At 51.1% G+C, this 13,321-nt stretch carries 17 protein-coding genes; 3 read left to right on the top strand and 14 right to left on the bottom strand.

Going from position 1 to position 13,321, the window contains the following annotated elements; translation table 11 throughout:
• Positions 1-3 precede the first annotated feature (3 nt).
• Both DXH47_RS03385 and DXH47_RS03390 read right to left on the bottom strand, forming a co-directional pair.
• Positions 4-501: an HD domain-containing protein gene (locus DXH47_RS03385; RefSeq protein WP_129031677.1), complete on the bottom strand. Its 498-nt coding sequence runs from the start codon at positions 499-501 to the stop codon at positions 4-6.
• 132 nt (positions 502-633) lie between these two features.
• Positions 634-1,404: a TrmH family RNA methyltransferase gene (locus DXH47_RS03390; RefSeq protein ID WP_129031678.1), complete on the bottom strand. Its 771-nt coding sequence runs from the start codon at positions 1,402-1,404 to the stop codon at positions 634-636.
• A 107-nt stretch (positions 1,405-1,511) separates the two neighbouring features.
• On the opposite strand from DXH47_RS03390, the gene DXH47_RS03395 reads away from it, so the two are divergent.
• Positions 1,512-1,787, top strand: a complete 276-nt coding sequence (locus tag DXH47_RS03395; protein ID WP_129031679.1) for an acylphosphatase — start codon at positions 1,512-1,514, stop codon at positions 1,785-1,787.
• Between the two features lie 106 nt (positions 1,788-1,893).
• Complete coding sequence (gene yidC / locus DXH47_RS03400) at positions 1,894-2,805, top strand: membrane protein insertase YidC (RefSeq protein ID WP_129031680.1); 912 nt, start codon at positions 1,894-1,896, stop codon at positions 2,803-2,805.
• Between the two features lie 76 nt (positions 2,806-2,881).
• On the opposite strand, the gene DXH47_RS03405 is transcribed toward yidC, so the two are convergent.
• The 3 genes from DXH47_RS03405 to DXH47_RS03415 all read right to left on the bottom strand — a co-directional run bounded on the left by DXH47_RS03405 (position 2,882) and on the right by DXH47_RS03415 (position 6,266).
• A complete protein-coding gene (locus DXH47_RS03405; protein WP_129031681.1) occupies positions 2,882-3,586 on the bottom strand; it encodes a hypothetical protein in 705 nt (234 codons plus the stop codon).
• Positions 3,587-3,960: 374 nt separating this feature from the next.
• Positions 3,961-5,583, bottom strand: a complete 1,623-nt coding sequence (locus tag DXH47_RS03410; protein WP_129031682.1) for a HAMP domain-containing sensor histidine kinase — start codon at positions 5,581-5,583, stop codon at positions 3,961-3,963.
• Positions 5,580-6,266, bottom strand: a complete 687-nt coding sequence (locus DXH47_RS03415) for a response regulator transcription factor (protein ID WP_129031683.1) — start codon at positions 6,264-6,266, stop codon at positions 5,580-5,582. Before DXH47_RS03415 ends, DXH47_RS03410 begins: the two co-directional genes overlap by 4 nt.
• Before the next feature lie 401 nt (positions 6,267-6,667).
• Between DXH47_RS03415 and adhP the strand changes: the two genes are divergently transcribed.
• A complete protein-coding gene (gene adhP / locus DXH47_RS03420; RefSeq protein WP_129031684.1) occupies positions 6,668-7,684 on the top strand; it encodes an alcohol dehydrogenase AdhP in 1,017 nt (338 codons plus the stop codon).
• Between the two features lie 176 nt (positions 7,685-7,860).
• On the opposite strand, the gene DXH47_RS03425 is transcribed toward adhP, so the two are convergent.
• The 9 genes from DXH47_RS03425 to yhbY all read right to left on the bottom strand — a co-directional run bounded on the left by DXH47_RS03425 (position 7,861) and on the right by yhbY (position 13,321).
• A complete protein-coding gene (locus DXH47_RS03425) occupies positions 7,861-8,109 on the bottom strand; it encodes a hypothetical protein (protein ID WP_129031685.1) in 249 nt (82 codons plus the stop codon).
• A 492-nt stretch (positions 8,110-8,601) separates the two neighbouring features.
• Complete coding sequence (rpmF, locus tag DXH47_RS03430) at positions 8,602-8,793, bottom strand: 50S ribosomal protein L32 (RefSeq protein ID WP_129031686.1); 192 nt, start codon at positions 8,791-8,793, stop codon at positions 8,602-8,604.
• Positions 8,794-8,857: 64 nt separating this feature from the next.
• Positions 8,858-9,412 (bottom strand): DUF177 domain-containing protein, encoded by a 555-nt coding sequence (locus DXH47_RS03435; RefSeq protein ID WP_129031687.1) that lies wholly within the window; start codon positions 9,410-9,412, stop codon positions 8,858-8,860.
• A gap of 52 nt (positions 9,413-9,464) precedes the next feature.
• Entirely contained in the window at positions 9,465-10,634 is a 1,170-nt protein-coding gene (locus DXH47_RS03440) for a nucleotidyltransferase (protein ID WP_129031688.1), read from the bottom strand.
• Between the two features lie 2 nt (positions 10,635-10,636).
• Complete coding sequence (locus tag DXH47_RS03445; protein WP_129031689.1) at positions 10,637-11,380, bottom strand: class I SAM-dependent DNA methyltransferase; 744 nt, start codon at positions 11,378-11,380, stop codon at positions 10,637-10,639.
• Positions 11,377-11,733, bottom strand: coding sequence for a ribosome silencing factor (rsfS, locus tag DXH47_RS03450; protein WP_129031690.1), 357 nt, complete (start codon positions 11,731-11,733; stop codon positions 11,377-11,379). The genes DXH47_RS03445 and rsfS overlap by 4 nt, the downstream gene beginning before the upstream one ends.
• An 18-nt stretch (positions 11,734-11,751) precedes the next feature.
• The gene (gene yqeK / locus DXH47_RS03455) at positions 11,752-12,360 is read right to left on the bottom strand and encodes a bis(5'-nucleosyl)-tetraphosphatase (symmetrical) YqeK (protein WP_129031691.1); all 609 of its coding nucleotides are present in this window, start codon (positions 12,358-12,360) and stop codon (positions 11,752-11,754) included.
• Positions 12,350-12,982 carry a nicotinate-nucleotide adenylyltransferase gene (locus DXH47_RS03460; protein WP_129031692.1) on the bottom strand — a complete coding sequence of 211 codons (633 nt, stop codon included), beginning with the start codon at positions 12,980-12,982 and terminating at the stop codon, positions 12,350-12,352. Before DXH47_RS03460 ends, yqeK begins: the two co-directional genes overlap by 11 nt.
• 15 nt (positions 12,983-12,997) lie before the next feature.
• Positions 12,998-13,321 (bottom strand): ribosome assembly RNA-binding protein YhbY, encoded by a 324-nt coding sequence (yhbY, locus tag DXH47_RS03465; RefSeq protein WP_129031693.1) that lies wholly within the window; start codon positions 13,319-13,321, stop codon positions 12,998-13,000.

Genomic DNA, 13,321 nt, shown 5'->3' on the forward strand with positions numbered 1-13,321 from the left:
ACGTTAAGCGTTGGGCGTTCCTTTTGCCAGCCACGTGTGAACGTGCTGCCGCGCTGGACCGGAAAACTCGTGGATGGCTTCGTAATCATCCACCAATGACACAATCAGGCTTTCCCGGTACTTCGGCACGGCCAGCGTGGCGCCCCACATATGCTTCAAAATAATGTCTTTTTCCATCGGACTTAAGTCCGTTAATTTCTCCGCGTTACGTAGCGCGACCCGGGGATGGATAAAGGCGTGGGAACCCAAGTTGAACTTCGTGGTCCGCCAATCATAGTAAAATAAATCGTGCAATAAGCCACCCCGAGCGGTCGCCCGGACGTTTAGATGCAGCCGTTTAGCAATCAGGTAACTGTTGTACGAAACCGAAATGGAGTGGTCCAAGCGGTTTGAATGGTGATGTTGTGTGTAATTCGCCAGTCGTTGGACCGGCTCTTTGGCCAACAAATCAGAAACAAGTGCCAGATACTCGGGGTCATCACGCCATGTCAGTTTGGTCATAGAATGCTTCCTTTTCCTTTAAATTTAAAGCTAAAAACTCAATCTTATAGTTACTGTATATCTTAATGCCTTTTGGCCAAAATGCAATCAAAACGCCCCGTTTTCCCGGGGATTAATCATTTCTTATAGAATTTAGCCAAATAGTTGAAACATAACGATTCCAGCGGCCACAGCCACGTTCAATGATTCCGCCTGCCCTTTGATGGGGATATAGAGGTTGCGCGTGGTCAGTTGCTGCAAGTCGGGGGCCATGCCGTTACCTTCGTTACCCATCACGATGGCCCCTGCCGTTAGCGGCGAAACGTCGCGATAGTCCTTAGCCTGAGGATCTAAGTTGGTCCCGTAGACCGGCAAATGCCGGGCCGTAAAGGTTTGAATCCACTCATGCAAATCATCTTCAACTAACTGAATATGAAACTGACTGCCCTGCATCGACCGTAAGACTTTAGGCAGGTAGCGACTGGCGCTCCCCAGTCCAAAGACCACGCCGGTCAAGCCCGCGGCGTCAGCGGTCCGGACCATGGTACCAATGTTGCCCGGGTCTTGGACCTGATCCAAAAAGAGCCAGCCGCCCTGCGCGTCCTGTGGGTCGACCGAAGTCGTCTCCGCCAAGGGTGCCGTGGCAAAGATGCCCTGTGGCGTGTTGGCATCGCCGATGGTCTTGGCGATGCTGTCCGTTAATTCAAAGGTCGCCACGTCGGGGGGGAAGACCGCCGCGTGGGCCGTCAATTGTTCGGCGGTCCCCATGATGGCCGTTAACGCTTGCTTGGCTTTGATGGCCTCCTGGACCAGATGCCACCCCTCTAATAGGTAAGTTTCGGTCTGCTTGCGGCCCTTTTTGGTGGTCAACGCCCGCCACTGCTTGACCCGTTTGTTTTGACTTGATGTAATTTTTTCTCTCACCGTTAGTTGCCCCTATTTTCAATTTTAGGTTAATTCTACCATATCCCTAGGCAGACCGGGACGACCGCTGTATGATAGATATAAACTTTTTTAAAGGGGGCCTTGACGTGCAAACGCAACGTTTCGTGATTTCGGGGCGGGTCCAGGGCGTTGGCTTTCGCTGGACGACGGTCCAGATTGCCCGTCGCCTCGGGGTAACCGGCACCGTGCAGAACCTGCGCTCCGGCCAAGTCGCCGTGGTGGCTAGCGGCAGTGCCGAGCAACTCGCACAGTTTCAAACGGCACTCCAACATCCACAAGCGTCGCCCTGGATTGACGTCGTCGATTTGGCCGTGACGGACTTGCCCGTCCACCGCTTTACTGATTTTTCAATAATTATTTGAAAAAGCCCGCCAAATCAAGTAATATGTTGGGTGTTCACGGCGTTTACGCCGCATGGGGACGGTCACGTCGCCCATTGTTAACTAATGAAGGGGTTCAAGAAAACACATGAAAATCTCCAAGAAATTTTCGGCTACCGCCGCCTTAGCGGGGTTGGCACTGGTCCTAAGTGGCTGTGTCCAAACCAAGAACGGTAAGCCTTACGGGTTCGTCTACGACTACCTCGCCGTCCCCGGCCAACACGTGATGGACTGGCTGGCCAGCATCTTTTCTGGCAGCTATGGTTGGGCCATTATCATTTTGACCGTGATCGTCCGGATGGTCCTCTTGCCAATCATGGTCAAGCAAATGCGCAACGCCACGATTCAACAGGAAAAGATCTCGATGATTCGGCCACAAATGGCCGCCTTACAGAAACAACAAAAGGCCGCCAAGACCCAGGAAGAACAAGCCGCCGCGGGGCAAGCCATGATGGCGTTGTACCGCAATAACGGTATCAGCATGACTGGTGGAATCGGGTGTTTACCCCTCCTGATCCAAATGCCAATCTTTGCCGCTCTGTACGCCGCGATTCGCTACTCTCCGGAATTGTCTAAAGCGGTCTTCATGAACATCCCGCTGGGAAAGGCGAGTTGGATTTTAGCGTTATTGTCCTTCCTGTCCTACCTGTTACAAAGTTACCTCTCCATGTTGGGGTTGCCACAGGAACAAAAGAAACAAATGCGCTACACCTTGCTTCTCTCACCCGTGATGATTCTCTTCTTCACTATGAATTCACCAGCCGGATTAGGGTTATACTTCTTCGTCGGGGGCCTCTTCGCCTGCCTGCAAACGTTGATCATCAACTTCTATCGGCCACGGATTCGCCGCGAAATTAAGGAAAAGATGAAGGACCAACCGGCACCCGTCATGCCAACGCCAGTCAAACCAGCGGCTAAGCCCGAACAGGCCGCCGCGGAGACTCACACGCACAACCGCAACCGAAATCGGAACGCGGGTAAGCAACAACATCACCACTAATCATATAACTTGATACTTAAAACGGTCACCCGTTCTCGTGTTTGGAGAACGGGTGACCGTTTTTTGACGTGCTTGACTAATCGTTATTGCGTGAAGAATTGTAACTGGCACTGGCCGCAAAAATCGTCGACGCGATGGCCCAATTTTTGGCCGCGCGGGCGTTGATCTCGGCTTGATGACTCGATTCGTAAATGGAGTCCGCCTTGCTAATCATTTTATCATGATAAAGATCGTCTTCTAAAGCGTTGAGCGCTTCCTTCAAGTCATCGGCGCGACCGACGGACACGATGTCGTACAGCCGTGATGGGTACCCGTAATAAAGGTACTTTGCCGGATAGTTGAACGCCGTACCTAAGCGCTTCAAGTTGGTGTTCGCTTGATTGATCTTTTGGTTGTCCACCGCTAGGACTCGCTGCCACCCCTGACTCTTGGGCAGCAGGCGGTTGACCTCATCCGCCACGTACTTTGTTTTGATTCGGAAACATAGTGCCGGTAGTCCTACGATTACCAGACAAACGATGAAGCTCTGAAAAATACCTGTAAAAAAGCCATCTTCCCTGAACACCATCATATAGAAAAGAACCATTAGCACACCAAAGACCGTCCAAAAGCCCTTTTGATATTTTTCATGGGCTTGTTGTCCCAAACGGGCCTGCCAACTGGACCGATCCTGATTTCTTTTTTGAAGGGTCTGGGCGTACATGTTGAATCCCCGACTTAAAATGGCTAACGCGTCGAGCAACTCTTGCTTGCTCAGACTATGTATATCTTGTTGTTCCAAGGTGAATCTCTCCTTATACCAGCAATTTTATGGTTGCTGCGCTTCACCATTAATTGATCATCCCCAGTTTTCAAAAAATGCGAGCACCGTTTGCTGACGAGTCTGGACTCGTCACGGGTGGGCTACCACCTCCTTTGACTGTAACGTCAACCCCCTTACCCTAACACCTTCTGACCTGTTGACTTTTCAATCTTAATACTATAAGTCTCACCCTTATTCGTCAACCGGCCATCACCGTTAACGTTCCCCGATAAAAACGGCCACACCTCAGTAAACTACTGACATGTGGCCGTTCATTTTCTATATTTATGCAGCTAACAATTTCAGGTACTAAACCCGCTAAATCCCCAATTTCATCATTTTCACGCAGGTGATTAGTCCTTGGGGGACGTATCGTGATTGGTATCGTCTTTAGGCGCATCTTCTAGCAACTCGGACTTGATGCCCGGAATCCCGTTATTAGCAGCTTGGGCCTGTTGTTTCTTACGTTCGAGTGTTTTCGCCGCTTTGGCCGACAAAATCGGTAATGAGATGCGGAAGACCGAGCCGTGGCCCACGGCACTCTCAATCGTGATGTTCCCGTGGTAGCCCTCAATCAACCGTTTAGCGATCGACAAGCCTAACCCGTTACCACCCTTAGTCCGGGAACGCGCCTTATCGACCCGGTAGAACCGGTTGAAGACCCGTTCACGGTTGGCCTGCGAGATGCCTTCCCCGAAGTCTTGGACCGCGATTTCCACGTTGCGCGTGTCGCGTTCGTAGGACAAGTGGACTTCCTTGCGCGTGGTGGAGTATTTCACCGCGTTATCCAGCAGAATAATCAAAATCTGTTCCAAGTGATTGCGGTAGATCTGCGCTTGAACCGTCTCGTGGACATCGTCATCCAAGATAAAGATGAAGTCCGGATGAATCATCTTGAAGTTGTCGTAGACTTGGTTGACCACTTCGGTGACGTCGGTGACGTCGTTGGTAAAGGTGATTTCGATTTGTTCGGCCCGTTGCAAGTCGAGCATCTCTTGGACCAGGCTCTTCATCCGCTTGGTCTCTTGTAACGAAGCCTGAATCGATTCGTTCAGGACTTCTGGGTCGTCCTTGCCCCACCGGTCGAGCATCTCCATGTGGCCCTGAATGATGGCCACCGGTGTGCGCAACTCGTGGGACACATCTTCGACGAACTGCTGTTGCTGGTCGATGTAGCGTTGCGTGGTGTCAATCATGTCGTTCAACAGCTCCGTCAAGTCGCCCAGTTCATCGCTTCGCTTAGATTCGGGAACCCGTTGATCCGTTTGTGGGTCGTCGCGCACCGCATCGATGGTTTCACGAATCGCGTCGATGGGTCGCAAGAGAAACGACGCTAAAATGTAGCTAAGGACCGCCGCGGCCAACGCCGCAATCAAGCCCAGTACGATAACCACCTGAATCAAAGTGGTCCGGGTCTCACGATAATCTTGCAAGGTATCGACGACCTGAACGTATCCAATCGTGCGGTTATTTTTCTTCGAATGGATAGGCGCGCGACCAATCAGGCCGGGGCCGTTTTGAACCCTTTGGGATCGAACGTGTTGCTTTGTCGCGGCCTTGAAGGTCACGTTCGGGGTATCACGGCTACTGAACAACTGCTGGCCGGCACGATTGTAGACCACAACGGTCTGACTGTCACGCGCCAGACTAGTAATCACGGCGTTGTTGTACGGGGTGCGGGGGTCTTTGCCCTGTTGGAACGTAACCGCCTTAGGCCGTAACAGACTATTCACACTTTGACTATCCAAGTCTTGACTTTGGGTCTCAAGTTTTTCGATTACCACGTTCAAGGTATCATTGACGTGACTGCGCTCCTGACGCATCAAAACCGTCATAAAACTGTTGAAAATCAGGATGGCAATGACGCTAAAAATCACCAAAACCGCCGCGGTCGTGGCAATCGTCCACTTCCACTTTAAGGAAAAACGGAAGGCCGCTTTTTGCGGTGCTTCCGTTTCAACATCGGGTTCTCTCATGAACGCATCACGTACCCCGTCCCCCGGACCGTCTGAATGTAGCTCTTCTGGCCAGGGACATCAATTTTGTTGCGTAAGTACCGGACGTACACGTCCACCACGTTAGTCTCGACTTCGGACTCGTAGCCCCACACCTTGGTGAGTAACACGTCTCGAGCCAAAACCACGTTGACGTTTTCCATCAACGCTAGCAGAAGTTCGTATTCCCGCTTGGTCAGATTGATGACCTCGTCGCCGCGGCGCACGATGCGATTTTCTTTTTCAATGGTCAGGTCCTTGAACTTGACTGTTGTCTGCTTAGTGCTCTTCTGTTCACCTTCAAGGTGAATCCGCCGGAGCAACGCCCGGACGCGGGCCAACAGTTCTTCGATGGCAAAGGGCTTAACGATGTAATCATCGGCACCGTGATCTAAACCGGATACTCGGTCAATCACGGAATCTCTGGCCGTCATCATAATGATAGGCGTACTTTTCATTTCGCGTACCCGCCGAGCCACTTCAATACCGTTCAGTTCGGGTAACATCAGGTCTAATAAGATGACGTCGAAGTCTTGGGACAACGCTGCGTCCAATCCCGTGCGACCATTAAATTGCACGTTCGTGTCGTATCCTTCGTGCTTGAGTTCCAACTCCACGAAACGAGCGAGATTCTTTTCATCTTCAATAATTAAAATTCGACTCATTACTCTTTAACTCCTCTAGGGCGATTTAGCTGTGTTCGGGAAGCCAATACTCATTAATTCCGCGAACAACCGTGATTCATTCCAATATTTAATTTTATCATATTTCACTCTAATTGTGCGGCTTTTACATCACCCTTCTGAGAGAATTCAATTTAGCGTAATTAATGAGCAAGCCGCGAAACAGCAACCGGTTGCATACAATTTTTTTGTTATTTTGAAAGGTTCAGAAAACGTTTTCTTTCACAAGACAGGAAACTCAACTCCCCTTGTTATGCGGCCGTATTGGCCCGCATTCATTCAGGGGCACTAAGTTTTTTATTTATTGTTCATTTTTTCACTTGAATTTGCTCACTTTTTAAGTATACTAGGACTGTAGACAAAAAAGAAAAGGGGTTCTTTTCATGAAAGCTGCTGTTATTCGCGATTCTGTTGATGGGTATGTTGATATTAAGGATGTTACCTTACGGCCAATCACCCACGGTGAAGCCTTAGTCAAGATGGAATATTGTGGTCTCTGTCACACCGACTTACACGTAGCTGCCGGTGACTTTGGCAAGCAACCAGGCCGGATTATTGGGCACGAAGGTGTCGGTCGGGTCATCCAAGTCGCTGACGACGTGGACAACTTGAAGATTGGTGACCGGGTTTCCATTGCTTGGTTCTTTAAGGGCTGTGGCCACTGTGAATACTGCTTGACCGGTCGGGAAACGTTGTGCCGCAACGTTAAAAACTCCGGCTTCACGGTTGACGGTGCGATGGCGGAAGAATGCATCGTGGACGCTAACTACGCGGTCAAAGTCCCAGAAGGCTTGGATCCCGTTGAAGCCACTTCCCTCACCTGTGCTGGGGTGACCATGTACAAGGCCTTAAAGGTCGGTGAAACGAAACCCGGTCAATGGGTCGAAGTCGTTGGCTGTGGGGGCTTAGGGAACTTAGCCGTTCAATACGCCCACAACGTCTTCGGTGCTCACGTGGTTGCCGTTGATGGGAACCCCGACAAATTAGCTGCGGCTAAGAAAGATGGTGCCGAGGTCTTAATCAACCGGCACGACAACAATGTGGCTGAACAGATTCAAGAAAAAGTCGGCGGCGTTAACAACGCTCAAATCACGGCCGTTACGCCCGACGCCTTTACCCAATCTGTTAACGCGCTACGTCCCGATGGCAAGTTAGTTGCCGTGGCCTTACCACAAGGTGACATGCAACTGAACATCGCTAAGACGGTCCTAGACGGTATCTCTGTACGTGGCTCCTTAGTCGGGACCCGGCAAGACTTAGCCGAAACCTTCCAGTTCGGTGCTGAAGGCAAGGTTCACCCAATCGTTCAAACCCGGCGGTTGGATGAAGTCAACGACATCATCGATGAAATGAAAGCTAACTCGATCGTTGGCCGGATGGTTGTCGACTTCACTAAATAATCCTATTAATTCATGATAAACCATCAAAGGGAACGAGAAATCAAATTTCTCGTTCCCTTTTGAGTTGTCTTGGCTTTATGCTATGTCAAAAAGATGGTCGTTCACCATCATCGGGTAATCAAGTACCCTAAAAATTGGCGGCCCATTCGTCTTAAGAACGAGTGCGATGCCACTGCTTATTTTCCGCTGAATTTCCCCGATTCGCCTGTTTTTAACGACTTAGCGTGCGATTGCGTCAGGTGAGACTCGTGATTATCCCAATCGGTAAACGCGTCTCCAGCTTGGGCCAGCATGGCCAAAACAAAAACTAAACCACCCAAGATATCGCCATGGCGCAAAACAATCAATGCTAAAACGACCCACAGCAAAAATATGTAAAAGCTTAAATTGCGATAAAACCGCCAATTGAAATGAATTCGTAGCATGTGACCCGCTCCTTCTTCAAGTTATGCCCTAGCTCAAAAATACTTATGCTACCCTAACTTTCAATACCCTCAGTGTACCACGAATCCCAATGGAATTAGCTAAGATTTCCTCCTGTTTTTTCTATTTTTTCTTAACTTGCGTGACCAGCTTTAAGGAGCTAATTTATATCTTAGTAGTTCTACAAAATCATCGCCCCCAAATAAAGTAAGCCTAAAATAATTAAAAAATATATCTCATTTTTCCCTTCGTATTTCTGAAAAACGCCAGTCCTGGCATCAATAGAAAGCTGTATTTCTTAATATTAGCACTTACCCGGTGACGTTATTAAGCGACGCAAAAACAAACGCTATGTCAATGATTTATGACCATAAAGAAAAGGAACTCTATTCGAAAATGAACTGGATTCCGCTAAAACGCCTCATCAACACTGGTTGACCAAGAACCAAAAAACTCCCAGAAGCCGCGGACTTCATGGGAGTTTTTCGTTTGGTTTAGTTGTTGCTTGCGTTCTTCGTTGCAACGACCTGACGGCCATCGTAGAAGCCACAGCTTGGGCAAACCATGTGAGACTTACGTAATTCTCCACAGTTTGGGCAAGGGGTCAAGCCAGGGACATTCAACTTAATGTGACCCTGACGCATCCGCTTTTTCGTCTTAGACGTTTTCCGTGCTGGTACAGCCAAAGAAAACACCTCCTTTAATTAAAATTATCCACTAGTGAAAAAATTTTTAAGGCTTACAAAGTGACTACTTATCATCCTGATCAGGGAAGAAGTCTTTGAGCTTTGCAAGACGTGGATCAACTGATTGATGTTCCGCCTCGACCTGATCGAGATCCGCTTCACTGACAACTTGCCAGTCCTGCCCTTCAGGCATTGCGGAACCCTGTTTCTCAGCGTCAGACAGAATGTGCATTGGAATCTGCAAAATAAGGTTATCACCGACGGCTTTGTTAAAATCAATCACGCCATCGGGGACGACCATCACAACATCGGTCTTCTCAAACCGTTGCGTTGCGGCGGCGTCCGCGACATAGTACTCAGTCATTTGAAAATCAACTGGTAGCTTCACCGGTGTCAAAGACCGGCTTGACGGTACCGTTAGGACCGCCTTGACCTGCGCGACGACCACCACATCTCCCCCGGAAACGACGGACACTAAGCCCTTCGTCTTCACCGGACTGAGATCTAAGACCTCATCTCCGTACCGAGCCTTCAAATCAGCCGTTAAATCTAACGTCTCCTCAAAGGTCAGCGGGTCATTGCGGTGGGTCTTACGTAACTCGGTCAACGACCATTTCATCGTTATCCCTCCAATGCAACGTGATAAATTATACCTGTCAACAGATTTGATGTCAAGGGAATTTCCTTGATAGTCCCGGAGAATCGGGAAACGCGACCGGCACCCGACCGTTATCCTGTGCGATACCGGTCACTAGCGTGCGGACGTTGCCCGCCCGATCATCGAGAGCACCGACCCCGCGTTGCCAATCCCGGTCGGAATGACTCACGATTGGCAGCGTCACACTCTTCTTGATTTGGTGCAGATAGTGACGCCCCGCCGTGCGATAGCCCAGGACCCGCAAGTACTGCGGGCCGGTCAGCATCTCGGCTGGCTTAGTCTGCAGCAACACCGATGCAGCCTGCCGCTGTAAGCGGGTGTAGGTGTAGCGCTTGGTCTTCACCGCGTGCATGAAGCCCGCAAAGCTTGTCGCCGGTAGTGCGGCCTGCTTCAAGCGGTACTCAACGCCTTCCGATAGCTGATACAACTGGTGCAAATCGCTCACAGCCCCGCTAACCAGCTCATAGCGCAATAATGGCCAGAAGTCGGCCCAACTGGTCAATTGACTGGTTTGGAGCCGCTCCAGGGTCGCTGGGGGCACCACCGGCGCCACGGCAGCCCAATCTCCAGCTAGTGCCGCCGTGCGAATCGCACTGGCACTGGCAAAGGCCGTATCGGCCGCAATGGTTTGGTCGGTGTGTTGACTGCCCCGCCGCGCTAAGGGTAACAGCGTCAACGGGTCTCCCTGCCGGCGGTTCGCCAACGCGTAGAAGAAGCCTAAGATGTCGTTCGACGCGTTCAGGGTGATGCCGGTCTGCTCACGCAAATAGCCCTGAAAGAGGCTGGCGTAAGTCTGATCAAAACGTTTGAACGTCGTCGGATCGGTGGGCAGGTGAGCCATCAACCGGTCATAATCCAAATCGGGGTGTTCAGTGCCAAAGGCTAACCACCGGCAACCTAACGCGGCAAGTACCTGGACGCCGCCGGCCGCAAACAAATGAGCCGGTTGCAGGGCACTGGCGGTCGGTAGTTCGATGACCAAATCGGCTCCACCCGCTAACGCCAGTTCGGTGCGTTGCCACTTATCCAGTAACGCCGGTTCCCCGCGTTGGACCCAGTTACCACTCATGGCGACCACTAAGACGTCTGCGTGAGTCGTGGCCTTGACACGACGAAGTTGGTCAGCGTGCCCGTTATGAAACGGATTATATTCAGCGATAATGCCCGCTGCTTGTAACGTCATGCTTACGCCTCCCGCGTCACTTCAAAGAACCACCGGGTCGTGTGGTCGTCAATCGGTTGTTGGCCAAAGTCAGCACTGACCCGTTGTAAAGTTAAGCCAGCTTGCGCCAAGGCGCGCCGATAATCAGCTAATTCGTACGTCCGTTCATGGTGAAGTTCCGTCACTTTCCGATAAGCCTCATCGCCTTGATCCTGAGTAAAAAAGGTCAACTCATGTTCGACCGCGTGGGCCTCATCTTCGAGGCCATAACTTTGCCAGAGAAAAGCCCGGTGGTCGTCAACGTAATTATACATGTACCCCGGGTAGACGTCATCCGTTTGGTATGGCGTGATGACGTCAAACAAAAACTGTCCGCCAACCTGCAAGTGGTCGTGGATTTGCGTGAAAGCCTGGGTCAATTCGTTTAGGTCCGTTAGGTAGCAAAATGAGTCGGCAAAACAGGTCACGGTCTGGTACTGCCCGATATCCTGCAAGTCCAACATGTTTCCCGCCATCAACGGGAAGGTCACCTGGGCCTCTTCAGCGTGCTCTGCGGCCAACGCCAGCATTTCTTCGGACAAATCCAAGCCACTAACCTGGTAGCCACGCTGGGCTAGTTGGACGCCTAAACGACCACTGCCACAGGCCAGATCCAGCAAGTTGCCGCTAGCCGGGTCGACCCGTGAGGCCACAAAATCCAGCCATTGGGTGTACATGGCTGGATCGAATAACTCATCGTAAAGCTGGGCGAAAGACTGGTAGATCACGCTTCGACCCAATCGCTGAGGTCAACGAGCGGCGCGTCACCCCACAGCTTTTCCAAATTGTAGTGGGCCCGTTGTTCCTTTTGAAAGACGTGGACGACCACGTCACCTAAATCCAATAGGATCCAACTGGCATTGTCCTTACCTTCGATGTCCCGAATCTGGACGTCGTTAGCAGCCATTTGGTCGTTGATTTCGTCAGCAATGGCTTTGACCTGCCGACTGGAGTTAGCTTCCATGATGAGGAAGTAGTCAGCCATCAGACTGACCTTTTGCATGTCTAGTGCGACCATGTTTTCGGCCCGTTTGCTTTCGGCGGCCTTCACCGCAATTTCTAATAGTGCTTTACTTTCCATATAGTTTTTGTTCTCCTCTCAAACGTTGGGATAACGGCGAATCCAGGCGTTATACGCCAAAATCGACTGCGGATAGATGGGCTGACCCTGACTGACCAAATAAGCCAGCGTGTGCTTAGACTGGTAGGTCACCCCGAGTTGCAGTTGCTGAGCCGTCAACTCGCGAGCGCGGTCGACCCCCGGAAAATTCCGGGCAGATTCGATAAAGTCGGCCATATAGACCACTTGTTCCAACGGGGTCATGTATTCTGCTCCCGTGGTGTGGTGGCGAATAGCATTTAAGATGTCTTCATCGGTCACGCCGAGTTCACGTTTGACGAACTCAGCTCCCACGACACCGTGCCAGATGGCGTTACCGTAGTCTAATAAATCGGTGGTCAATCGGTACTGATGAATGGCGTCGATAAAGTCTTGGTCCGGGCGCTGCTTAGCGTAATCGTGGGTCAAGCCCGCGATACTAGCATGCTCCACGTCAACGTCGTTAGCCTGAGCCAACTGAATGGCCGTTTGCTCCACGCGTAATACGTGTTGGTAGCGCGCATCATCTAATTGGGCCTTGATCTTGGCCAATAGTTCCGTACGCGTGCCCGGAAACAGCTGCTGCGTATACGTTAATTCAGTCACGATATAACAGATGCTCCTTTATATATAAGTCCACCATGGTGGGAACCAGATATCGAATCGATTGATTATTGCGCACCCGTTGTCGAATCATGGTCGAACTAATCCCAATATTAGGCACATCGACCCATAAAACCGGGTACGGCGATTCGTGGGCGTACCCCTGCCGGCAAACGCCGACAAACTGGACCAGCTTGACTAAGTCGTCAATCCGGTACCACTTCGGCAAATAAGCGACCATGTCGCCCCCAATAATGAAGTAATATTGGTTTTCGGGGTGCTGTTGCGTCAGCTGGCGCATGGTATCGTAGCTGTAACTGCGACCACCACGGTTCACCTCGGTCAATTCCAAGTTGAACTGGGGGTTATCCGCAATCGCCGCACGGACCATGGCCACCCGGTCAGTTGCCGGGATGGTCAACTTGCGGTCCACGTGCGGCGGCTCAGCGTCGGGCATAAATAAGACCTGATCCAAGCCGAGTTGCGTCGCCACTTGATCAGCAATCACGAGGTGCCCCAGGTGTGGTGGATTGAACGTCCCACCCAAAATGCCGATACGCCGTTTTTTGGCGGTAGCGGTCATTTGGGTGACGACCTGGGTGCTCGTGCGCTCTGAAATCTTAACCACGCTGCTCAGCCTCCCTTACATTTCTTCGACAACCGGTGAAAAGCGTTGGTTCTCGGCCGCCGTTGCGGGCCGGTACAACACCAAGACCCGTCCAATCGTTTGGACGACTTGGATATCGGTGTTGGTTTCAATGAAGGTCTTGGTCTCGGCCACCGTAGCTTCAGCACTTTGTTGCAGGTTGATTTTGATCAATTCCCGTTTTTCGAGTGCCCCGGTCAGTTGGTCGAGCCAAACCTGTGTTAACCCGTTCTTCCCGACCGAAAAGATAGGCCGTAAACTATGAGCTTGCGCCCGTAAGTAGCGTTTCTGCTTCCCTCGTAACAAATTATTTTCCTCCAT

Source organism: Levilactobacillus suantsaii (genome assembly GCF_004115745.1).
Lineage (GTDB): Bacteria > Bacillota > Bacilli > Lactobacillales > Lactobacillaceae > Levilactobacillus > Levilactobacillus suantsaii.